Below are 23862 nucleotides of genomic sequence, written 5' to 3' on the forward strand. Positions count from 1 at the left end.
TGTGATATACGGAAGTATTTCATGAAAAAGCCTGGTTATGCAAATAGCCAGGCTTTTTTAGTACAAAACGGAACTGGCCGTGTACCCTATCATAATAATTAGGGTGAGGCCAAAGCCAGGATTTTGGGTTTGTGATGAAACGGGATAGGCTGGGGTAGTGGCTTCGGCTTCGTTATAAAGCGGGGTATTGCCCCTATTGGTGTTGCTCCAACCGCCCTGCGGGCAGAATCGCACCCCCAATAGGGGGGCAATACCCCTTATACCTGTTTAAGGAAACCAGCGTATAACGAGGTGCTTCAGGCATCCTGTTTAAAATAATTCAGCACCGCATCCAGCCCCGAATAATTAATGCTGAAAGCCGCCTGTGCCTGCACCACCGGTTTTGCCCGGTAAGCCACTGAATAAGCCGCATGGCCCATCATAATCAGGTCATTCGCACCATCACCCATGGCAATGCATTGCTCGGGCAGGGCATTTTCTTTTTCTGCCAGCGCTTTCAGGAAATTTGCCTTGGCCTGGCCATCTACAATATCTCCCAGCACGTGGCCGGTTAACACACCGTTTTCAATCTCCAGCGTATTGGCATGAATCTCATCAAGCCCCAACCGTGCCTGCAGCCTTTCGGTAAAGAATGTAAAGCCGCCGGACACCAGCAATACTTTCAGGCCGGCCGCTTGTGCACCCTGGACCAGTTTTTCCGCGCCGGGATTCAGGCGCAAGCGTTCTTCATACACTTTTTCAAGCGCACTGGCCGGTACGCCTTCGAGCAAGGCCACCCGACGACGCAGGCTTTCTGAAAAATCCTTGATTTCACCCCGCATGGCTGCTTCGGTAATGGCCGACACCTGTTGCTTGCGTCCGGCCATATCGGCAATTTCGTCAATGCACTCAATGTTAATCAAGGTAGAGTCCATATCCATGGCCAGCACTTTCATCTTGGTAAGAGGTTTGTAATCATTGATGAAAGCCGTATCCACCCGGTTGGCGGCTGCCCATTGCATGATTTCTTCACGGCTGGCGGGATCCACGTCGATCAGGCGGGCAGCGCAGCTGTTGATGTGATGAATGCCATTGGCGCTTGAAATGGCGGCAGCATGTTCAATCAGGTTGCCAAGAATGCTTGAAGTTTGCAGGATAAGGTGTGTGGTCATGGTTTGGATTAAAATAAATTGGTTTATGCTTGAGTGATTTTAAGTGTAAACAAACAGTCAGTATAGGGATTTCAGCAGCTGGCGTACCGCATTCATGCGCTGGTTGATATCGGGCATTTTAGCCAGTTCCATGCGCAGTTTGTCGGCACCGCTAAAGCGGATGTGTTTTTGTTTCTGCACCAGCTCTATCATGCGCAGGGGGTCTATATTGGCTTTGGGGCCAAAATGCAGCATGGCCTGTTCATCGCTGATATCAAGGCGGATAATGCCCAGCGGTTCGGCCAGAATACGCAGCCTGTGGGTGGTGATCAGCATGACGGCCGGTTCGGGCAGTTTGCCAAAACGGTCGATCAATTCTTCCTGTATGCTCAGTAGCTCGTCTTCGTTTTTGGCGTGTGACAGGCGTTTGTAAATCGCCAGGCGGGCATGGACATCGCCACAGTAATCCGAAGGCAGCAGGGCGGAAGTATGCAGCTTGACTTCACAGACGGGGGCAAAAGGCGACTCCAGATCGGGTTCTTCACCGGCTTTCAGGGCGCGTACCGCCTCGTTCAGCATGTCGGTGTACATGGAAAAACCGATTTCATGGATATTGCCCGATTGTGATTCGCCCAGCACTTCGCCGGTACCTCGGATTTCCAGGTCGTGCATGGCCAGGAAAAAGCCCGAGCCCAGTTCTTCCATGGATTGGATTGCTTCAAGGCGTTTTTTGGCATTGTTGGTAATCGCATCCTCGCCCGGCGTTAACAGGTAGGCATAGGCCTGATGGTGTGAGCGGCCAACCCGGCCACGCAACTGGTGCAGCTGGGCCAGACCCAGGCGGTCGGCACGATGGATAATAATTGTGTTGGCGCTGGGCACGTCAATCCCGGTTTCAATAATGGTGGTGCACAGCAGCACATTGAAACGCTGCTGGTAGAAGCCTTTCATGACGTCTTCCAGTTCTCGCTCGGGCATTTGGCCATGGGCCACGGCAATGCGTGCCTCGGGCACCAGCTCTTGCAGACGTGCCTTGCGGTTGTTGATGGTTTCCACTTCATTATGCAGGAAGTAAACCTGTCCGCCACGCTTGAGTTCACGCAGCACGGCCTCGCGAATGGTGCTGCCGTCTTCACGGCGCACAAAAGTTTTAATGGCCAGCCGTTTTTGCGGGGCGGTGGCAATCACTGAAAAATCACGGATGCCTTCCAGTGACATGCCCAGGGTACGCGGAATCGGGGTGGCGGTCAGGGTTAACACATCGACTTCGGCGCGCAGGGCTTTCAGGGCCTCTTTCTGGCGCACGCCAAAGCGGTGTTCTTCATCAATAATCACCAGGCCCAGCTCCTTGAACTGGACGTCTTTGGAAAGGATTTTATGGGTGCCAATGACGATGTCCACCGTGCCTTTGGCAATGCCTTCTATGGTGGCTGCCACTTCTTTGCCAGACCTGAAACGTGACAGTTCGGCCACGTTCACAGGCCAGTCGGCAAAGCGGTCGGCGAAGGTTTGGGCGTGTTGTTCGGCCAGCAGGGTGGTGGGGCATAGCAAGGCCACCTGTTTGCCATTGGCCACACTCAGGAAGGCAGCGCGCAGGGCCACTTCGGTTTTGCCAAAACCCACATCACCGCACACCAGCCGGTCCATGGGTTTGCCTGAAGTCATGTCATTGATGACGGCCTCAATGGCAGCGGCCTGATCAGCGGTTTCCTCAAAACCGAAGCCTTCCACAAAACTTTGGTAATCGCTAAAGGGCAGCTTGAAGGAATAACCCTGGCGTGCGGCCCGCAGGGCATACAGGTTAAGCAGTTCGGCAGCGGCATCGCGGATTTGTTTGGCGGCTTTTTTACGGGCCTTGTCCCACTGGCCCGAGCCCAGCTGGTGCAGGGGGGCCTGTTCGGGGTCGGCACCGCTGTAACGGGCAATGACATGCAATTGTGAAACCGGTACGTACAGGGTGCTTTTATTGGCATATTCCAGGTGTAACAGTTCGACGTTGCCTTCGCCCAGGTCCATATTGACCAGGCCATGATAGCGGCCAATGCCGTACTGGACATGCACCACCGGGTCGCCTTCGCGCAGTTCGGACAGGTCGCGCACCATGGCGTCCACATCGCTGCTGCGTTCCTGCTGCCTGCGGCGGCGTTGGGTGTAAGTGGCCGTGCCGGGGTACAGGTCGTTTTCGGTGAGCAGGACAAAGTTAAGGTGCTTGACCAGAAAGCCGGTATTGATGGGAGCCACCACCATGCCGAAAGCGGACTCGGATCCGATAAATTCGTGAATGGTTTCCTGGCTGGTGGCGGGTGTCAGCATGTGCTCCTGCAACATTTGCAGCAGGGTTTCGCGACGGCCGGCCGAATCGGCGCACAGTAAAATTTTATGTTGTCCGCGTGCGACCATTTCCTGCAACTTGGCAAAGGGGTGTTCGGCACGACGGGCAACGGCTACATCGGGTGCGGGGATGATTTCTTCCGAGGCCTGTTTGCTGTCCAGGTGAAGGCGGGCGAAATTTTTGAACTGGTTGTAAATTTGTTCTCGTGACAGGAACAGCTGTTCGGGCGGCAACACGGGCCGTTCGCGGTCTGATTTGATGAAGTTGTAGCGACTGTGGGTGTCACTGTGAAAGCGTGCAATTGCATCTTCCAGATCACCCAGGGTGACCGTGATGGTTTCAGGCTTCAAGTAATTGAACAGGGTGGCGGTTTCATCAAAAAACAGCGGCAGGTAGTATTCGATGCCGGCAAAGGCAATGCCGTTACCCACGTCTTTATAGGGCAGACAGCGGGACGGGTCGCCCTCAAATACTTCCCGAAAGCGCGAACGGAACCGGGTGCGGGCTTCTTCATCCATGGGAAACTCACGGCCGGGCAAGAGCTGGATTTCATTGACCGGGTACAGGCTGCGCTGGGTGTCGATATCAAAACTGCGGATGGAGTCTATTTCATCATCGAAAAGATCGATCCGGTAAGGCACCACCGAACCCATGGGGAACAGGTCAATCAAGCTGCCGCGGATGCAGAACTCACCGGCGGTGGTTACCTGGGTTACATGGGTGTAGTTGGCCAGGATGAGTTGTTCACGCAGGGCTGACTCATTAACGCGATCGCCTTTTTTGAATGAAAAGGTGTAGGCAGCCAGAAAAGAGGGGGGCGGTAGCCGGTACAGGGCCGTGGTGACCGGTACGGTAAGGATGTCCACCTCTTCAAGCATGAGGGCATGCAGGGTTTTCAGGCGTGCGGAAATAAGGTCCTGGTGGGGTGAAAAGCCGTCATAGGGCAGGGTTTCCCAATCGGGGAGCTGGCGTGCCTTGACTTGCGGGTTGAAACGTTTGGTTTCTTCGGCCAGCCGCTGCGCCTGCAAGGGGTCGGCACACAGCACAACAATGGTTTTTCGGGTGGCCTGGGCCAGTTCAGCCAATAGCCAGGCATCTCCCGAACCGGCCGGGCAGGGATGGTTGAATCGTTGGCCGGGCTTCAGGCTGGAAAGCAGTTTGGGTATTGAAGGTAAAGACACAGCAGTCGGAAAGTGGGGGATTCAAAGGGTCTATTTTAACAGCGATGTGGGGTGCTTTTAAGACCTGCACAGTTCTTGGATACTTTTGACCCGGTGTCATGTGTGGCAAGTTGGGCAGCCTGGGCGGGCGGGTCTTTGCCTGCCGGTTTTAACCGTATTCAGGGCCGCTGTCATGCAGGCGGCCTCGCGTGTGCAATAATGCTGTTTTTGTGTATTGACGGGATTTCCCGGTATTGAAGCATGATGAATGAAAAAATAATCGCCCTGATTCCTGCCGGTGGTGTTGGTGCACGTGCACAAGGTAGCGGCCATTCGGGCCCCAAACAGTATCGTGTGATTAATGGCGTGCCCATGCTGGTGCATACGGTTAAGGCTTTGTTAAGCCATGCCGGTATTGACCGGGTGCATATTGGCGTGGCACCGGGTGATGCCTATATTGCCGCTTGTGTCATGCCAGAACCGGCACGGGTCAGCATTCATCATAGTGGTGGTGCCAGCCGGGCCGATACGGTGCTGAATACCTTGTTGGTCAGCCAGGCGGCCGATCACGATTGGGTGCTGGTGCACGATGCGGCCCGTCCGGGTTTGCGTGCCGATTCCCTGGCGGCGCTGATTCAAACCTGTCTGTTGCATGACCGGGGCGGTATTCTGGCAACGCCCGTTCCGGATACGGTTAAAAGGGCGGTGGTGGATAATGGTTTGGAGGTGATCGAAAGCACGGTGCCGCGTGACGGCCTGTGGCTGGCGCAAACACCGCAGATGTTCAGGGCCGGGCCTTTGCGCGATGCCTTGCAAAAGGCCAGGGCGCAGGGGTTTGAGGTAACGGACGAGGCTTCGGCCATGGAATTTTGCGGGTATGCCCCTTTGCTGGTTAAGGGAAGTATCGAGAACCTGAAGGTGACCTGGCCGGCTGATTTTGACATGATGGCGCATTGGCTATAATGCCTGACAGGCGAGCGTCTTTATTGACGGTGCCGCTTGCCGGGGCGTGTTTGAATCAGGTCTGGTGAAGTGGTCTGAGGCTTGAAAAAAAAGTTTGGATGTAAAGTAAAGAATTGAACAGGAAAAGAAATGACAGTACCTTTCAGAGTAGGTCAGGGGTTTGACGTGCATGCACTGGTTGAGGGCCGGCCTTTGATTTTGGGTGGTGTAACCATATCGCACACGCACGGGCTTAAGGGGCATTCTGATGCGGATGCCCTGTTGCACGCAATTACCGATGCCTTGCTGGGGGCAGCGGGCCTGGGTGATATTGGCCGGCATTTTCCCGATACCGATCCGGCATATAAGGGGGCGGACAGTCGTGTGTTGCTAAGGGCGGCCTATGCGAAAGTACGGGAATCGGGTTGGCAGGCAGTAAACGTGGATGCCACGATTCACGCCCAGGCACCCAGGATCATGCCGCATGCACCGGCCATGGTAGCCAATATTGCCAGTGATTTGGGCTTGCCGGAAGATTGTGTGAATGTGAAAGGCAAAACCAATGAGCATTTGGGATATTTGGGCCGGAAAGAGGGGATTGCGGCAACGGTGGTGGTGTTGCTGGCGAAGGGGTGATCTTGCCGTCCTCGTTTCCACGCTCCTGCGTGGTATTTACTCGTTCCCACGCTCCTGCGTGGTAACGCCCACGGGTTATGCATTCCCACGCAGGAGCGTGGGAACGAGTAATTCAGGCGATTCAAGTAGCAAATTCAGGCGATTGCCGCCTGAGCGCCGTAAAAATCGCCGTCCTTCAGGGCGGCGGCGATGTCAAAGTGTGCTTCCGCCGGTTTCACGGCCGCAGGGGCAGAGTTCGTCGGTTTGCAGGCCGTCCAGAATACGCAGGACTTCTTCCGGGTTGCGCCCAACATTCAGGTTGTTCACTGAGACATGCTGGATGATGTTGTCGGGGTCGACAATAAAGGTGGCGCGCAGGGCAACACCGGCCGATTTGTCACGGATGCCCAGTTGGTCTATTAATGAACCGGTAGAGTCGGCGAATGAATAATGGCCCAGTTTGTCCAGTTCGGCATTTTCGCGGCGCCAGGCCAATTTGCAAAATTCGTTATCAACCGAGCCGCCCATGAGAACCGCGTCACGGTTGGCAAATTCCTGTACCAGATTGTTGAAACCGACAATTTCGGTGGGGCAGACGTAGGTGAAGTCTTTAGGGTAAAAATAGATGATTTTCCATTTTCCCGGGAAAGAGCTTTCTGTAATGTCTTCGAAGGCGGAAACACCGTTTTCTTCGGGTGTATTGAAGCCAGGCTTGACGCCGATTACTTTAAACGCTTCCAGTTTGTCACCAATGGTTTTCATGTTTTTTTTCCTTATTTCTCAAGGTTTCCAGATCCGGATCAGTATAACGCTAACGCTTTCAGATGTCTGCCTGATTGTTTGTCTGTTTGGCTTTGGGTATCTCAATGTGGCCGGTAAGGCCTGTGGGTTTGTTGGGCAAGAGCCGTAGCGAGCCGCCGACGTGCTTGAGCAGCCGTTCGACAATCGAAAGACCAAGGCCTGCACCGCTCACGCCGGTACGGGCAACCTCGCCACGGGAAAAGGGGCGGAGCAGGCGCTCTATGTCTTTGCTCTGGATGCCAGGTCCCTGGTCGCTGATATCAATATGAATCAGGGAGCCGGTTTCCCGGGCAGTAACGGTGATATGGACGACACCGTCAGCGGATTTGCCGTAACGGCGGGCATTTTCGATCAGGTTGCTGACGATGCGCTTGAGATTCAATTCGCCGATTTTGGCGTAGAGTCCCGGGGCTATACTGAAATCCAGTGTGCCGGACAGGGATTCGGTATAGTTCTTTTCGCGTCGACAAAGCATGGTCAGCACTTCTGATACATCAATGGCGGTATCGGGAATGGCACCGGCCGGTCGGGCATACTCCATGAGCTGGCCAATACTGTGATCAATCTGGGCCAGGTCTCCGTCAATGGCGGCACGGGCGTCATCACTGACATTGCTCAGTTCAATTTCCAGTCGCATGCGTGCCAATGGCGTGCGCAGGTCATGGGAAATGCCTGCCAGCATCAGTTCCTTATCGGCTTCGATCTGGCGCAGGTCACGGGCCATGCGATTGAAGGCCTGGTTAAGGTCGCGGATTTCCAGCGGGCCCTCATTGGTGGGAAGGGGGGCCGGGTTTTCACCACGGGCTACCTGCTGCACGGCTTTGGACAGACGCGAAAGGGGGATGTTGACAAACCGGACACTAATGGCGGCACCGGTTACCGCCAATATAAGGGCAATAATCCCCCAGCCCAGCCATTCATTGATCAGGGATACTTTGGAATTGTCATTTTTGAGTAAAAGCCAGTACAGGTCATCATTGGTCATAAAGCTGATCCAGATGCCTGGCTCGCCGTTCATGTTGGCGGCTACCAGGGTGTTGGGATCTTTGGTTTCCAGCCTGATATGCTGAATGAAGGTGTTCCAGAAAAAGGTGTTGGGCAAGGCAATGATGGTGTCGTCGAGCTGGCGGGGAAAAAACTGGATATCACTGTCAGTGGCCAGGTCGATTACCAGGGCGTTACGTTCTGAGGAAGGAACGTACAGCAGGGATTTTTGTGTGATTTTGAGGGCAGTCACGACCCGTTGGGCCAATTGAATGGCACGGGGCTCTTCCTGCATACTGAAAAAAACGGCCAGCCAGGTGCCCAGACTGACAATCAGCAAGGCGGCCAGCAGTAAAAAAGACCGGCTGAATAAACTCAGCCGGGCCTTGAATAACGTTTTGTGAAGTAAACCTTTTAAGTGGTTTTTATCTTCCAGCATTTAGCATAAGAGGAATCAGTTTCCGCCATCGGGTACGAAAACATAACCCAGTCCCCATACGGTTTGAATGAAAACCGGCTTGGCAGGATTGGGTTCGATTAACTTGCGAAGACGGGAAATCTGAACATCCAGGCTTCGGTCAAAGGCTTCGTATTCGCGTCCGCGTGCCAGTTCCATGAGTTTGTCACGGGACAGGGGTACTTTAGGGTGACGCGCAAATACTTTAAGTACCGAGAATTCGCCCGTGGTGATGGGGATGACCTCATCGTTTTTGCTCAGGGTGCGGGTTGACAGGTTCAGGGTGTAAGGACCAAAAATAATGGATTCATTTTCCTGGCTGGGTGCCCCCGGGTGTTCATCGGAGCCGCGACGGCGCAAAATGGCATTGACCCTGGCCAGCAGTTCGCGGGGGTTGAAGGGTTTGGACAGGTAGTCGTCGGCACCCATTTCAAGACCAAGGATGCGGTCGATTTCTTCCGCTTTGGCCGTTAGCATGATAATGGGGGTGTTGTCACCGGCGCCACGCAGGCGACGGCATATTGACAGGCCATCTTCGCCTGGCAGCATGAGGTCAAGGACCAGCAGGTCGAAGTGTTCGCGTTGCCAGAGTTTGGACATTTCTTTGCCATCTTCGGCGACAAAAACATTGAACCCTTGTTCAGACAGGTAGCGACGCAGTAGATCACGCAGGCGTTGATCGTCGTCTACAACCAGTATTTTTCGAGGTGAAGTTTGATTTTGAGTATTCATACCGGAAATGTAACAGCCTTCAAAAAGGTTAACTAGGGGGTTTCACAACATGTTACACAAAAAAAGTCCGGATAATTGTGATTCTTGTGTAACGGATATTTGTGCCTGTAATAAACAAGATCCATTTGTTTGCATGAGATTGAACCAAATTTTGCAGATACGGAACTTTAAACCATTAAAATGCTATTTTATGATGGGTAATGCACCATGATTGGTGAAATAAAACAAATTTAAAAGAGATTTTCTCAAAATATTTGCGTTAAATCGGGTTTGGTGTGTTTTTGTTTTCTTAGGTGCACCCTGGCATTTTGTAACAAATAAGGTTTGTTGCATATCGGTATATACGATAGTTTCTTGAATTTTTTTATGACGAATATTAATTTGATTGGCATTGAAACCTCGGGCTCCAGCTCCAGTGTGGCCTTGCTATGCGCCAATGCCCAAGGCAATGCCAGGGTAATGCTCCGTCACAATGCTCTTGGCCAGCAGCATGCGGAGCGTTTGTTGCCCATGCTTGATGAGTTGCTGGAAGAGGCCGGTTTGCAGAAAAACGATATCCATGGCATCGCTTTCGGGCAGGGGCCGGGCGGGTTTACCGGTTTGCGTATCGCCTGTGGTGCTGCACAGGGGCTGGGTTTTGGTCTTGGGGTGCCGGTTTATCCGGTCACTTCATTGCGTGCCACTGCCGAGCTGGCGCGTGCGCAGGCCGATGGCCTTTATTATATTGTCAGTGTGCTTGATGCCCGCATGCATGAGGTTTTCATGGCGGTTTACTGTCAGGATGCCAATCATCCCGATCAGCTGGAAACCGTCCAGGGGCCGTGCCTGATTGCGGCCGATCAGGTTTTTTTCTGGCTGGAAAGCCGGCGGCCTGAATGGGAGCGTCATGCAGGCCGGCCGATCCGTTTCTTGCTGGCCGGTAACGCCTTGGCCGCTTATCCCGATCTGTTGCAGGGACATGAGGGTATTGTTTATGGGCCTTCTGGCTGGGCAGAGGCCGATACGATTGTGCGGCTGGCCCTGCCTGCCTGGCATGACAAGTTGTTTATCCAGGCCGATCACGCCAGTCCGCTGTATGTCCGTGACAAGGTGGCATTTACCACCCAAGAGCGTGAGCAGGGGGCAGGTGGCAATCCCAAGGCAGGCTTGCCGTCCGTTAACAGTAGCCAGGCTTTGCCTGAACAGCCAGGCCCGTTGCCCGCAGATGATTATCTTGTCCTGGCCATGGATGAGTCGCATATTGATGCGGTATTGGCGATTGAACAGGCTGTGCAGGAAAACCCCTGGACCGTAGGTAATTTCCGGGACGCGCTGAAAGCCAATTATCCGGGCTGGGTCGTTACAGACAGGCAAAATACCGTTCTGGGGTTTGCCATGCAAATGTTGGCGCCTGATGTCTCCCATTTGCTGTTAATTGGCGTTAAACCCGGTTTTCAGGGGCAGGGGCTGGGTACCCGTTTATTGGCTTTTACCGAGAATCGTCTCAAAGAGGCGGGACTGGATATGCAGGTGCTTGAAGTGCGACCGTCAAACCGTCAGGCGCGGGCTTTTTATGAGCGGCATCATTATGTGCAAATCGGGGTGCGTAAGGGGTATTATGCGGGTAATAATGGTGAAAGTGAAGATGCGCTGGTCATGCAAAAGCATGTGGCATAATGGCTCATGGTATCCAATAATTTAATCCCTCCGATTCCGGTTCGGCCCAATATAAACGGATTGCAGGCATTGTGGTTGCAAGAGGCTGGCATAGACCGTCTTTGGGGCGAGCCCCTGTTGCCGCTTGGGGGTGGCCGTCAGGGGGCTGTTTCGGCTGTCAAGCCCGGTGTGGCAGGGCCTGGTCATTTGGCAGGGACAAAAGAGTCTGGCCGGCAAGCCGAAGGGCAGGCCTTCACCACTGCCCGTCCGGTGGTTTCACGTTTGCCTTCCCGTCAGGTGCAAAGGCCGGTGCCCGCGCAAACACCACAAGAAGAAACTCCGACCGCCATGGTGCTGCGGCCCGATCTTGGTCAACTTGACTGGCCTGGTCTGCGTGAAAGTGTGGCTAATTGCACCCGTTGCGCCTTAAGTGAGCATCGCAGGCACACAGTTTTTGGCGAAGGTGCGCTGCCTGCCGACTGGTTGTTTGTCGAGGAAGCGCCCGGAGAGCAGGATGACTGGCATGGGCAGCCATTTATGGGCAAAGCGGGAACCTTGTTTGACAATATGCTGAAGGCCCTGGGTTTGCAGCGTGAAACGGTGTTTATCACACCATTGGTCAAATGTCGGCCGGTTGCCAATATTGCGCCTTCAAAAGAAGAAGTGGCCAGTTGCCAGGGTTTTCTGCTGGCGCAGATTGAACGGGTCCGGCCCAAGTGTATCGTGGTTTTCGGGCGTGCCGCCAATCTATTGTTGGGCAGTAATGAAACCATTGAGGCCTTGCGTGCCCAAGACTGTTTTATTAATGATGCAAATGGGCAAAAAATACCTGTAGTCGTAACGTATCACCCCAACCATTTAATGGTTGCGCAAGCTGATAAGGCCAGGGTTTGGCAAGACCTGCAAACAGCCTTGCGGATTGTGCGTTCCTGTTCATAGCCTGCCAACAGGGCAGGTACAAACGGTTTTTCCCTGGCCGGTTTCAGGCCAGGACCCAACGTCATGTACTTTGCTGGGCCCGTCCGTGGCCAATATCACCAATTTCATCGAAGGTATCAGGGCAACGGTTTTTATTGATCAGGCACCAGACAATAATGAATGCCATCAAGATGGCCACAATGGAGCCAAAAATAATAATGATGGTATTGATGTGCATGTCAAAGGCCACCATGGCACCATAGACGGCGACCATGAACAGGATGTTCAGTTGTTCATTGAAGTTTTGTACCGCAATTGAATGCCCGGCAGAAAGCAGGACATGTCCGCGGTGTTGCAGCAGTGCATTCATGGGTACCACAAAGAAGCCGGCCAGGCCACCAATCAGGATGAGGACCAGATAAACGCTCCAGTCACTTTGGGTGATGGTCATGAGCATGACGGCCAGACCCATTATAATGCCGACAGGCAACACGAAAAGGGCTTTGCGTAAAGGGACCTTGCCGGCCAGGACCGAGCCCAGTACGGTGCCAATGGCGGCGACGCCCATTAAATTGGCCGATTGGGCAATAGTAAGGTTTAAATGGTCTTGTCCCCATTGCAAAACCACCAGTTGAAGGGTTGCACCGGCCCCCCAGAACAGGGTGGTCACGGCCAGGGAGATTTGTCCTACCTTGTCTTGCCACAGGATTTTGACGTAGCTGAAGAAAATCTTGCACAGCTTGACAGGGTTTGTTTCCTGTTTGGGGTAAACAAAGTGCGTATTGGGAATGAGCAGGTTGCACAGGGCTGCCAGGATATAAATGGTGGCGATTACCACGATGGCGGCTTCTGCCGGTGTTTTGGCAATGGTGCTGATAAACGGGTTGGCCAGCAGCCAGCCAGACATGGCCGGTTCAGTCAGCTTGCCGCCCAGTACTACTCCCAGAATAATGGAAAGCACGGTAAGGCCTTCTATCCAGCTGTTTCCCTTGACCAGGTCGTTGGGGGGGAGCAGCTCGGTGACAATGCCGTATTTGGCCGGTGAATAAGCGGCAGCGCCAATGCCCACCAAAGCGTATGAAAAACAAACGATATAAGCGTGAAGGGCGTGGTTGTTACCCGAGACAAACTCGAAGCCGAACATGAGCAGACAGCCCGAAATTTTAATGGCATTGGTCACAAACATGACCCTGCCTTTGGGGTAAGAGTCGGAAATGGCACCCACGAAAGCGGCCAGTATCACGTAAGAAAACGCAAAAAACCATTTCATGGCCGGAGTCATCCAGTCTGGTCCGTTTAACTCGGCAATAAGTGCGATTGCGGCAATAAATAAAGCGTTATCGGCAAGCGAAGAGAGTGCTTGCGCGATCATGACGAGATAAAAACCTTTTTTCAACCGAATTCCAATTTTTTGTTTTTTACTGTTTGCTGACCACTTGCACGAAGAAATAAAGTATTGCCATCCGTTTTTTTCGGTTACCGTGAATGTAAAAACGGGCCGGTAAAATTTAGATGTACGGTGACTTTTATTGACTATATTTTGTGTGCGGCTAGGTTATTATATAAGGTTTGAGGCTTCATGCAACGTGTCCGTCATAAAATGCATGAATCCAATTTGATAAAGTATTTCTGTTCATTAACGTGCGTTTAACCCAACTAAAATTATCCGGTTTTAAATCATTTGTCGATCCAACCACCATTCCTGTTCCCAGTCAGCTGGTAGGTGTGGTGGGCCCCAATGGTTGTGGGAAATCCAATATTATTGATGCCGTGCGTTGGGTACTGGGTGAAACCAAGGCCTCCGAGCTGCGTGGCGAGTCCATGCAGGATGTCATTTTCAATGGTTCAGCCAATCGAAAGGCTGCAGGACGGGCTTCTGTCGAACTGGTGTTTGACAACACCGAAGGCCGTGCGATAGGGCAATGGAGCCTTTACGCCGAGATTTCTGTTCGCCGTGTCCTGACCAAAGACGGCACCAGCAGTTATTTCATCAATAACCAGCAGGTACGTCGTCGCGATATTCACGATTTGTTCCTGGGTACCGGTCTGGGTTCCCGGGGCTATGCCATTATTGGGCAGGGCATGATCAATCGTCTTATCGAAGCCAAGCCCGAAGAGCTGCGTGTGTACCTTGAAGAGGCAGCTGGTGTCTCCCGCTATAAAGAGCGACGCCGTGAAACAGAAAATCGTCTGGCTGATACCCGTGAGAACCTGACGCGCGTGGAAGACATCCTGCGTGAGCTTGATACCCAGCTGGGTAAACTCGAGTCACAGGCCGAAGTGGCCACGCAGTATCGCAGCCTGCAGCAAGAGGGCGAGCAGAAACAGCATGTGCTGTGGATGATTCGGGAAGAAAATGCCCGGCAGGACAGGCAACGCAAGGCCGAGGAAAGCGAAAAGGCACAAACCGATCTCGAGGCGGCCCTGGCTCAGTTGCGTTCTACTGAAACAGCGGTGGAGGCGCGACGTCAGGCACATTATCAGGCCAGTGACGCGGTTCATGCGGCCCAAACCGCCATGTATGAAGCCAATACGCAGGTCAGCCGCCTTGAAACAGAAATCAGGCATGTGGCTGATTCACGTAATCGTCTGCACAGTCGCAAGTCACAATTAACAACGCAAATCCAGGAGTGGGAAGCGCAGTACCAGCATTGTGAAGAGCAAATAGCCCTGCTTGAAGAGGAAAGCGCGGTGTCGGCTGAGCGGGCTGAAGAATCACATGCCCGGGTGGAAGAAATGCAGTCGCGCCTGCCCGAACTTGAAAACCGGCTCAGGCAAGCCGCTGCAGAAAGGGAGAGTTTGCGTAGCACCTTGGCCGGTATTGAGCAAAATCTGGCTTTGGTGGGGCAGCAGCAAAGGGAAACCAACCGTCAGCTACAGGCGCTTGAACAGCGTCGCGAAAGGCTGCTTAAGGAAAAAAGTGAAATAGCCCTGCCCGATACCGGCCGTAGTGAACAGTTGGCTGGTGACAGTGCCGCTGCCGCTTTGCAGCTGGAAGAGGCGCAGGCACAGTTGATCAGTCTTGAAGAGCGTCTGCCCGGGCTTGAGGAGGCCCGTCGTCAGGCGCATGAAAACGCCCAAGCCGAAAATGCCAATCTGGCCCGTCTGGAAGCCCGCTTGGCGGCATTGGTAAAACTGCAGGAAGACGTGCAAAAACAGGGAACTTTGGCACCCTGGTTGCAAAAACATGAATTGTCCGGCCTTGGTCGCCTGTGGCAAAAGCTTCAGGTTGAACCGGGCTGGGAAAGTGCGTTTGAATCGGTGTTGCGTGAAAGAATGGCGGCTATCGAAGTCCGTAATCTTGCGCTGACCCGTGCTTTTGACCAGGATGCACCACCCTCACGGCTGGCGTTTTACCAGAAACCGGCGGCTCCCTTGATGGTTCAGCCAGGCGTACAGGGTATGAAGCCCTTGTTGTCTCTGGTGCGCTGTAACGATAATGATCTCAAGACTCTGCTGGCGCAGTGGTTGCGTGGCATTTATGTGGCCGATGACCTGTCCGAAGCTCTGGCCCGCCGTGAGCAGTTGCCAGAGGGTGGCCAGTTTGTGCTGAAAAGTGGCCATGTGGTGGATGCCAATGGGGTTTGTTTTTATGCGGCGGATTCCGAGCAGGCCGGTATGCTGGCCCGTCAGAATGAAATAGAAAACCTGCAGCGGGAAATCAAGGCAGTCCAGCTAATCGCCGACCAGGCCATCAGTGCGGTTGCCCGCAGTGAAAGTGCCTGGAGCCAGGTGTCGCAGGCAATGGTGCCGGCCCGCCAGCGACTGGCAGAGCTAACGCGTCGCAGTCATGACCTGCAACTGGAATACACCCGTTTGCAACAGCAAATCCAGCAATCAGACGAACGCGCCCGCCGCTTGAATGAGGACCTGGCCGATCTGGATATGCAGCGTGAAGAGCTGCATGCTGTCATGGAAACCAGTGAGGCCCGTTTCGAAACGCTGGATATCGAATTGGGAGAAATACAAGGCCGTTATGCCGATGCACAAATGCACGGAGAAGACCTGGCTCAAGAGGTTGAACAGGCCAGACAGACGCTGCGCGATCTTGAACGTTCAGCACAGGAAGCCGAGTTTAGCAAGCGTTCGCTGGCAGCCCGCATTACCGAGCTTGAAAAGAACAGGGATTTGGCCCGTCATCAAAGTGGACAAGCCAGGTTGGAGCTGGATAACCTTGAGCAGGAACTGTTTGATTTCGATGAAGAGGCCATCCGCAGCGGCCTGCAGGAGGCGCTGGAAACCAGGGCAGAAAAAGAAGAGGCCCTGACGCAGGCCCGGATTGAACTGGAAAATATTGCCGCTACATTGCGTAATGCCGATGAGGGGCGGTTGGCCCTTGAGCAGTCCATTGAGCCGCTACGGGCCCGCATCATGCAGTTGCAGCTGGATGAACAGGCGGCCCGGCTGGCGGTTGAACAATTTGCCGATCAGCTGGATCAGCACCAGGTTGACCGTGCTCAGTTGCGGGCCATGCTGGCCGATTTGCCGCCCGATTGGCAAAAAACCGGTTGGCTTCAGTCAGAGGTCCAGAGGATTTCACGGCAAATGGACAGCTTGGGTTCGGTTAACCTGGCTGCGCTTGAAGAATTGGCCGAGGCCCGTAAGCGTAAGGGTTTTCTTGATGCCCAGCATGATGATTTGATCTCGGCTATCGATACGCTGGAAGATGCCATTCGCAAAATTGACCGCGAAACCAGGGATTTGTTGCAGGAAACCTTTAATCAGGTTAATGGTCATTTTGGAGAACTGTTTCCCAAGTTGTTCGGGGGCGGTGAAGCCCGCCTGATCATGACCGGCGAGGAAATCCTGGATGCCGGTGTGCAGGTGATGGCACAGCCTCCGGGCAAACGTAACAGCACGATTCACTTGTTGTCAGGCGGAGAAAAGGCCTTGACCGCAACCGCGCTGGTGTTTGCCCTGTTCAAGCTGAATCCGGCACCGTTCTGCCTGCTTGATGAGGTTGATGCGCCGCTGGATGATGCCAATACCGAACGATACGCAAACCTGGTCAAAAGCATGAGTGACCAGACACAGTTTTTATTTATTTCTCATAATAAAATAGCCATGCAGATGGCCCGGCAATTAATTGGTGTTACGATGCAAGAGCAGGGTGTTTCAAGAATCGTTGCCGTAGATATTGATTCGGCTGTCCAACTGGCCAATGAAGCATGATAATCATAGGGTTAAAAAGATATGAGTAATTTGCAGCTAAGTCTGATCGCACTTGGTGTTGTACTGATTTTATTGGTGTTGCTGTTCAATTGGTGGCAGGAGCAGCGCATCCAGAACAAAATGCGAAACAGGTTCCCCGAGCCGGAGCAAGACCCTTTGTTAAGTGCGGAACCCATCCATACACATACTGGCTCCTTGCGTGAAGAGCCGGCATTTGGCCTGCCAGATGAAGATCCCGCCTTCGAGACCGATGTTGCGGTTGCCTCCATCAAACAGGCCCATGACGAGGAAACGGTTGATGAAGTCTGCGAAGGGGTGATTGACTTGCATTTTGCTTCAGCGATTCCCGGTGCCAGGTTGCTGGCACATATCCAGCCCTATCGTCAGGCAGGCACCAAGTCCATTCGTTATTTTGCCGAAACCGCCGATGGTTATCATCGTGCCCGTCTGCATCCCAACGAGTCTTATATCTCATTGCAAATGGCCGTGGTGCTGGCCAATCGTCAGGGTCCCCTGAATGAAATCGAATGGTCCCAGGCCTTGGTGATGGCCGACAAGCTGGCCCATGTTCTTGATGCAAGCACAGAGAGCCCTGATGCTGATAGCCTGCTTAAACGGGCACAGTCTCTTGATGAGTTGTGTGCCAACCTGGATACGCAGGTTGGACTGACCCTGAAACTCCAGGGTACTCAACCTGTGGCGGCGATTGTATCGATTATCCGTCGCATGAGTTTTGTGGAGTATGGCAATGATTTTGCCTGGTGCAACGAAGATGGCATCCCCCGTTTTCTGTTGTTGCTGGGTAACGAGCCCGGTCAGGGTGTGCGTTCTGCGGGTATTGATCATATCGGTTTGTTGCTCGATGTCCCGCGCAGCCCTGCTGATGAGCACTCATTTGGTCGCATGTTGGGGGTCGCCAAAGAGCTGGCGGTTGCCTTAAAGGCCCAGCTGGTGGATGACTCTGGACGCCCCGTCATGGATGGCGCCGAAGTGGGTATCGATCGCAAGCTTGTGGAGCTTTATGAGGAACTTGACAGGCAGGGTATCCCGGCCGGTTCAAGCCGTGCCTTGCTGGTGTTTTCCTGATCGTTGAAGTATAAAAAATGGTAATCAAGCATGACCCTGAAGCGCTGGCACTGCAGGCGCTTCGCAATGAAATCCGAAAACACGACCAGGCTTATTATGTGCAGGATGCGCCGCTTATTTCTGATGCGCAATACGATGCACTTATGCGCGAACTGCAAAAACTCGAGGCCGCCCATCCAGAATGGATTACTCCCGACTCTCCCACCCAAAGGGTAGGTGGCGCTCCGCTGTCTTCTTTTTCCAGTATCCGGCATGCCGTACCCATGCTGTCTTTGGGTAATGCGTTCGATGAAGCGGATATTGCCGCATTTGACAAACGGGTTACTGATGGTTTGCGTGATGCCGGTCTGCTGGACCTGGCCGATAGGGTTGAGTACAACTGTGAGTTAAAACTTGATGGCCTGGCGATTGGCATTCGCTATGAAAATGGTGTACTGGCCCATGCGGCGACCCGTGGAGACGGGCAAACCGGCGAAGACGTGACCGGTAATATTCGTACCATTGCTTCGGTACCTTTACGTTTGCAGGGCGACAATCTGCCGGCCGTTTTTGAGGTTCGTGGTGAGGTGCTGATGAATCGCCAGGATTTTATAAAGCTGAATCAGCAGCAGGGTGCCCGTGGGGAAAAGAAGTTTGTGAATCCGCGTAATGCCGCTGCCGGCAGTTTGCGTCAGCTTGATCCGCGTATTACCGCCAAGCGTCCATTACGGTTTTTTGCCTATGGCTGGGGAGAAATCTCCGGCTTTACAAACCCCTTGCCATTGACTCATGCCGATATGCTGGTCTGGTTTGCCCAGCTGGGCTTTCCATTGGCGCAAGAGCGCAGGGTAGTCAGAGGCGTGGACGGGATGTTGGAATTTTACCGTCATGTCAGTCGTATACGTGCTGACCTTCCTTATGAAATTGATGGTGTGGTCTATAAAGTCAATCGTCTGGAAGCCCAGCAGGCACTGGGTTTTGTTTCCAGGGCTCCCAGGTTTGCCATTGCACATAAATTCCCGGCCGAAGAAGTCAGCACCAAATTGCTGGATATCGAGGTGCAGGTCGGACGCACGGGTGCCATTACGCCGGTTGCGCGTTTGCAGCCGGTGTTTGTGGGCGGTGTTACGGTTACCAACGCGACCTTGCATAATGAAGATGAAATCAGGCGCAAGGATGTCCGGATTGGCGATACGGTTATTGTGCGGCGTGCAGGCGATGTGATTCCCGAAGTGGTACGCCCATTGCCCGAGTTGCGTCCGGTCGATGCCCGTGAGTTTGTGATGGTCACGGCTTGTCCGGTGTGTGGTTCAGCTATTGAGCGCTTGCCTGATGAAGCGGTGTCACGTTGCAGTGGTGGGCTGTTTTGTGCGGCCCAACGCAAACAAAGCATTTTGCATGCAGCCAGTCGCAAGGCGCTGGATATTGAAGGTCTGGGTGAAAAAATCGTCGATCAATTGGTTGATCAGGGCTGGGTTCACTCCCTGGCTGATTTGTATCGCCTGTCTGTTGAAAAAATAATGGGTCTTGAGCGGATGGGGCGAAAATCGGCCGAAAACCTGGTGAATGCGATAGAAAAAAGCAAGCAGGTTGAGCTTTCCCGCCTGATTTATGCCCTGGGCATCCGTCATGTAGGCGAAACGACGGCACGGGATCTGGCGCTTCATTTTGGGAGTGTGGATGCGCTGATGCAGGCTTCCGAAGAGGAATTGCTGAAAGTGGCTGAAGTTGGGCCGGTGGTATCGGGCTCTATTCGCCGCTTCTTTGCCGAGCAGCATAATCAGGACGTGATTGCCGATTTGCTGCAAGTGGGTGTGCAGCCCAAACAGATTGAAAAAAGCCAGAATGATACGCTGGCAGGCAGCACTTTTGTGCTTACCGGTACTTTGCCTACCTGGTCACGCGAAGAGGCCGGCAAGCTTATTATGGAGGCCGGTGGCAAGGTAAGCGGTTCGGTATCCAAAAAAACCAGCTACGTGGTCGCCGGAGACGATGCCGGCAGCAAACTGGAAAAGGCACGCCAATTGGGCGTAACCGTAATAGATGAAGACCAGTTAAGGCAAATGCTGGGCCTGTCCTGATTGCTTGATCCTTGTTCCCACGCTCCCGCGTGGGAACAAGTCAGTCAATGCGAAGGGCATGCACTCCCACGCAGAGCATGGGAGCGAGTCAATGTTCTATCCTGATCCTGGTTCCCACGCTCCTGCGTGGGAAGGCCTATTTCAGCATTTCCTGGTTCCCACGCTCCCGCGTGGGAACCCCTACGTCTGCAGATCCGACTTATTTTTTCTCGGTAATCTCAACCTTCCTGGTTCCCACGCTCCTGCGTGGGAACCCCTATGTCTGCAATCGGGCTTATTTTTTCTCGGTAATCTCAACCTTGGCTTTGTCGCGCAGTTCTTTCATGTGCTTTTGCAGCGCTTGCTGGCTCAGCATTTGCTGCAGTTGTGGTTTGACTTCTTCCAGTTTGGGTGGTTGGGCAGCACGCTCGTCCTCAACCTGGATAATATGCCAGCCAAATTGTGATTTCACGGGTTTGGCAACCAGTTCACCTTTCTTGGCTGCTTTTACAGCATTGGCGAATTCGGGTACATAGTTTTCGGCAGGTGCCCAACCCAGTTCGCCACCGTTTTTACCACTACCGGCGTCAATAGACTCTTTCTTGGCTACATCGGCAAACTTGGCTTTTTTGTCTTTGATGCTTTTGAGCAGTTTGTTGGCAGCGGTTTCATCCTTAACCAGAATATGCCTTACTTTATATTCTTTTTGGTTGGCGCTTTCCTTAACGAGCTCATCGTAGGTTTTCTGGATTTCAGCATCGGAAATCTGGTTTTTCTGGCTCCAGTCCTGCAGTAAAGATGCAATCAGGATTTCCTGCTTTGCATTGTTCAGGGCAAGGGCAACCTCATCTTTTTTGTCAACACCCGCTTTTTCAGCAGCCTGAACCAGAACGGCACGGTTAATGAGTTCTTCGGTTAACTGTTTGCGAAATTCAGGGGTGTCCTGGGCACCACGGGCCACCAGGGCCTTGATGGTGTTGTTGAGTTCAGCTTCAGTGATGGCTTGGCCATTGACTGTTGCAACGTTCTGTGCAAAAGCAGGCAAGGCAACCGCGCAGGTTGCGGCAAGTAACATAAAACGTTTCATGGTTTTCCTTTTATGAGTCAGAGAGTGGTTTGCGTTTGAATGGCAAGCGCATGGATTGGAAATGGGATCAGGCCGGAAAGGGCATCATAAACCAGCCTTTGTCGGGCAACCCGGCTCAAGTCGTTGAACTGGGCTGACTGAATAATGACGGTGTAATGGCCGGCACCGTTTTTGCTGCCGGCATGCCCTGCGTGCAAATGGGAATCATCAATGATTTGCAACTTGAGTGGTGAAAGTTTGGCTAGTCTTTCTTCTATTAATTTAATGCGATCTGACATAGGCAGTTCAGTTCTCGGGTAGTTCTATATAACGGCTGATCCAGAGGGATTGGCCGATGGCGAAAATGACAAGGAGAATGGTCATGCCAAATACCTTGAAAGTGGCCCACTGGTCTAGTGTGAAGTAGCCGGAAAAGGCAACAAACAGGTTGATGGCACCGGCAATAATGAAAAAGCCGGACCAACTGTAATTCAGCTTGTCCCAGACATGATCTTCCATCTTCATCTGGGCACCAAGCAGCTTTTGAATAAGATTTTTTCTGAAAAACAGTTTGCCACCCAGCAGAATGAGCGCAAACATCCAGTACAGAACGGTGGGTTTCCATTTGACGAAGGCTTCATTCTGGAAATAGATGGTGGCACCACCAAACACGACAATAATAATCACGTTCATCCAGTTGGTGGCTTCGATAGGTTTTTTACGTAATTTAAGCCACACAATTTGTGCCACACTGGCTGCAATGGCCGCCCAGGTGGCAACGTAAATGCCGGCCACCTTGAAGGCGACAAAAAACAGGACAAGCGGAAAAAAATCAAACAGGAATTTTTTCATTCGGCGGGTTCAAAACGTAAAGAAAGAGAGTTGATGCAATAACGCAGGCCTGTGGGAGGCGGTCCATCGGGAAAAACATGGCCCAGATGGGCGTCGCAGATATTACACAGGATTTCGGTACGAACCATGCCATGGCTGGTGTCGCGTTCTTCTCTGACATGCTCGGGGTTGATTGGTTCAAAATAACTGGGCCAGCCACAACCTGCATCAAATTTGGTGTCAGAGGAAAACAGGGGGGTTCCGCACCCTACACAACGGTAGATGCCGGCTGAGAAAGTATCCCAGTAGCGCCCGGTAAAAGCGCGTTCGGTGCCTTTTTGCCGCGCTACATAATATTCTTCAGGAGTAAGTTCCTGTTGCCATTGCGCATCGGATTTGATGATTTTCACTGTTCACCTGCTTGAGGAATGAAACGAATCATTTTAATTGAAATGAGTATTATGTGTTTTGTTTTCCGGATAAGTTCATTTTTTTGTTACACATTGTTTGAAAGCAGGAAAAATGTGCGTCAAGCGCCCATTTCAAGACACTATGTTAGCGTAAAAACCGGTTCTGCGCTATTTTGGCGGCAGACAAATGGTAAGATTCACGTTTGCCTTTTGTTACTTGCGGTTTTACTGCCCGATTATTGTGTCCATGGAGACAAATTAAACATGAAGCTTGCTAAATTAACCTCTTTAAGTATGGTGCTTGCCACCGCATTCGTGGGTGCTGCGATGGCGCAGGATGTGGTCAATGTGGGTGTGTCCATTTCCGCTACCGGTCCGGCTGCCTCGTTGGGTATTCCCGAAAAAAACACGGTAGATGTGGTTCCTGTTGACGTAGGTGGCGTCAAGGTCAATTACGTGGTGTACGATGATGCGACAGATACCACGCAAGCCGTCAAGAACATGCGCAAGCTGATCAGTGAAAACAAAATCGATGTCATGATCGGCAGCACGGTAACGCCTGGCTCACTGGCCATGGTGGATGTTGCCGCTGAAAACAAAGTGCCGGTTATCAGCCTGGCAGGTAATGCGGTGGTGGTTGAGCCCCAGGAAGGTGCCAAGAAATGGGCGTTCAAAACCCCCCAAAATGACTTCCTGATGGCTCAGGCCCTGGCTGACGCCATGAAAAAAGCGAATGTCAAAACCCTGGGTGTGATTGGTTTTGCCGATGCCTACGGCCAAAGCTGGCTGAATGAAGTGAAAAGTGTCCTGAAAGACACTGATATCAAGATTGTGGCAGAGGAAAGCTATAACCGCCCCGATACCAGCGTGACCGGACAGGTGCTTAAACTGCTGGCCACCAAACCCGATGCGGTTCTGGTAGCGACTGCCGGTACACCCGGTGCCTTGCCGCAGCGCGAACTAAAACAGCGTGGTTATAAAGGCCAAATCTATCATACCCATGGTTCTGCCAATAGCGATTTCCTGCGAGTATGTGCCAAAGCCTGTGAAGGTCTGGTATTGCCCGTTGGCCCATTGCTGGTGGCCGAGCAGCTTGCCGATGACAATCCAGTCAAGGCAGAAGGCCTGTCTTACATTGAACGCTATGAAGACAAATTCGGTAAAGGCTCCGTGAGTGTATTTGGTGGCCATATGTGGGATGCTGCAGCGTTAATTAATGCGGCCATTCCCAAGGCAATCGCCACAGGTGCCCAACCTGGTACCGAAGCGTTCCGCGTGGCCATGCGCGATGCGCTTGAAAACACCAGCGATGTGAAAGGTGTGCATGGCATTTTCAATATGAACCCGGACAATCACACCGGTCTTGACGAGCGCTCGCGCGTGCTGGTCAAGGTGGTTGACGGCAAGTGGGTGTATGCCCCCGAGCTGGGTACTGAATAAGCAGGCCCGGCCAGTGTCATGAAGGTTCTGGTGGCCCGTCCTGTTAGCAGGCGGGCCATTGTGACAAATACGCTGGCACTATTATTGTTCTAAATATCAAAAAGAGAAAAAG

At 52.8% G+C, this 23862-nt stretch carries 18 protein-coding genes; 8 read left to right on the top strand and 10 right to left on the bottom strand.

Features of this window, described 5'->3' with window-relative positions:
- Positions 1–296: 296 nt before the first annotated feature.
- Both serB and mfd read right to left on the bottom strand, forming a co-directional pair.
- Positions 297–1151, bottom strand: coding sequence for a phosphoserine phosphatase SerB (gene serB, locus HCX92_RS06120; protein WP_169294055.1), 855 nt, complete (start codon positions 1149–1151; stop codon positions 297–299).
- Between the two features lie 57 nt (positions 1152–1208).
- Positions 1209–4643 carry a transcription-repair coupling factor gene (gene mfd / locus HCX92_RS06125; protein WP_371808397.1) on the bottom strand — a complete coding sequence of 1145 codons (3435 nt, stop codon included), beginning with the start codon at positions 4641–4643 and terminating at the stop codon, positions 1209–1211.
- A gap of 243 nt (positions 4644–4886) precedes the next feature.
- On the opposite strand from mfd, the gene ispD reads away from it, so the two are divergent.
- Positions 4887–5585, top strand: coding sequence for a 2-C-methyl-D-erythritol 4-phosphate cytidylyltransferase (gene ispD, locus HCX92_RS06130; protein WP_169294275.1), 699 nt, complete (start codon positions 4887–4889; stop codon positions 5583–5585).
- A 129-nt stretch (positions 5586–5714) separates the two neighbouring features.
- Positions 5715–6200 (top strand): 2-C-methyl-D-erythritol 2,4-cyclodiphosphate synthase, encoded by a 486-nt coding sequence (gene ispF, locus HCX92_RS06135; RefSeq protein ID WP_169294056.1) that lies wholly within the window; start codon positions 5715–5717, stop codon positions 6198–6200.
- A 192-nt stretch (positions 6201–6392) separates the two neighbouring features.
- On the opposite strand, the gene HCX92_RS06140 is transcribed toward ispF, so the two are convergent.
- Genes HCX92_RS06140 through ompR form a run of 3 tightly spaced genes read right to left on the bottom strand, consistent with a single transcriptional unit; the run spans position 6393 to position 9153 of the window.
- Entirely contained in the window at positions 6393–6941 is a 549-nt protein-coding gene (locus HCX92_RS06140; RefSeq protein WP_169294057.1) for a peroxiredoxin, read from the bottom strand.
- Between the two features lie 58 nt (positions 6942–6999).
- Entirely contained in the window at positions 7000–8403 is a 1404-nt protein-coding gene (locus HCX92_RS06145; protein ID WP_169294058.1) for an ATP-binding protein, read from the bottom strand.
- Positions 8404–8418: 15 nt separating this feature from the next.
- Positions 8419–9153 (bottom strand): two-component system response regulator OmpR, encoded by a 735-nt coding sequence (gene ompR / locus HCX92_RS06150; protein WP_169294059.1) that lies wholly within the window; start codon positions 9151–9153, stop codon positions 8419–8421.
- 366 nt (positions 9154–9519) lie between these two features.
- Here ompR and tsaB point away from each other — a divergent pair, with 366 nt between their 5' ends.
- Positions 9520–10809 (top strand): tRNA (adenosine(37)-N6)-threonylcarbamoyltransferase complex dimerization subunit type 1 TsaB, encoded by a 1290-nt coding sequence (gene tsaB, locus HCX92_RS06155; RefSeq protein ID WP_169294060.1) that lies wholly within the window; start codon positions 9520–9522, stop codon positions 10807–10809.
- A gap of 6 nt (positions 10810–10815) precedes the next feature.
- Positions 10816–11727, top strand: a complete 912-nt coding sequence (locus HCX92_RS06160; RefSeq protein WP_169294061.1) for a uracil-DNA glycosylase — start codon at positions 10816–10818, stop codon at positions 11725–11727.
- Positions 11728–11788: 61 nt separating this feature from the next.
- Here HCX92_RS06160 and lplT read toward each other — a convergent pair whose 3' ends face one another.
- Positions 11789–13102, bottom strand: coding sequence for a lysophospholipid transporter LplT (gene lplT / locus HCX92_RS06165; RefSeq protein ID WP_169294062.1), 1314 nt, complete (start codon positions 13100–13102; stop codon positions 11789–11791).
- A 245-nt stretch (positions 13103–13347) separates the two neighbouring features.
- On the opposite strand from lplT, the gene smc reads away from it, so the two are divergent.
- The 3 genes from smc to ligA are packed head-to-tail and all read left to right on the top strand — an operon-like array spanning position 13348 to position 20024.
- Positions 13348–16878, top strand: coding sequence for a chromosome segregation protein SMC (gene smc / locus HCX92_RS06170; RefSeq protein WP_169294063.1), 3531 nt, complete (start codon positions 13348–13350; stop codon positions 16876–16878).
- Positions 16879–16899: 21 nt separating this feature from the next.
- Positions 16900–17964 carry a cell division protein ZipA C-terminal FtsZ-binding domain-containing protein gene (locus HCX92_RS06175; protein WP_169294064.1) on the top strand — a complete coding sequence of 355 codons (1065 nt, stop codon included), beginning with the start codon at positions 16900–16902 and terminating at the stop codon, positions 17962–17964.
- Positions 17965–17981: 17 nt separating this feature from the next.
- Positions 17982–20024 (top strand): NAD-dependent DNA ligase LigA, encoded by a 2043-nt coding sequence (ligA, locus tag HCX92_RS06180; protein ID WP_169294065.1) that lies wholly within the window; start codon positions 17982–17984, stop codon positions 20022–20024.
- A gap of 274 nt (positions 20025–20298) precedes the next feature.
- Here the strand turns inward: ligA and HCX92_RS06185 are convergent, their stop codons facing one another.
- The 4 genes from HCX92_RS06185 to msrB are packed head-to-tail and all read right to left on the bottom strand — an operon-like array spanning position 20299 to position 22310.
- Positions 20299–21090, bottom strand: coding sequence for a peptidylprolyl isomerase (locus tag HCX92_RS06185; RefSeq protein ID WP_169294066.1), 792 nt, complete (start codon positions 21088–21090; stop codon positions 20299–20301).
- Between the two features lie 17 nt (positions 21091–21107).
- The gene (locus HCX92_RS06190; RefSeq protein WP_169294067.1) at positions 21108–21368 is read right to left on the bottom strand and encodes a BolA family transcriptional regulator; all 261 of its coding nucleotides are present in this window, start codon (positions 21366–21368) and stop codon (positions 21108–21110) included.
- 7 nt (positions 21369–21375) lie between these two features.
- Positions 21376–21921, bottom strand: a complete 546-nt coding sequence (locus HCX92_RS06195) for a septation protein A (protein WP_169294068.1) — start codon at positions 21919–21921, stop codon at positions 21376–21378.
- Entirely contained in the window at positions 21918–22310 is a 393-nt protein-coding gene (gene msrB, locus HCX92_RS06200; protein ID WP_169294069.1) for a peptide-methionine (R)-S-oxide reductase MsrB, read from the bottom strand. The genes HCX92_RS06195 and msrB overlap by 4 nt, the downstream gene beginning before the upstream one ends.
- A 264-nt stretch (positions 22311–22574) precedes the next feature.
- Here msrB and HCX92_RS06205 point away from each other — a divergent pair, with 264 nt between their 5' ends.
- Complete coding sequence (locus HCX92_RS06205) at positions 22575–23750, top strand: ABC transporter substrate-binding protein (RefSeq protein WP_169294070.1); 1176 nt, start codon at positions 22575–22577, stop codon at positions 23748–23750.
- Positions 23751–23862: the final 112 nt, after the last annotated feature.

Source organism: Advenella sp. EE-W14, from assembly GCF_012923605.1.
GTDB classification, from domain to species: Bacteria; Pseudomonadota; Gammaproteobacteria; order Burkholderiales; family Burkholderiaceae_B; genus Advenella; species Advenella alkanexedens.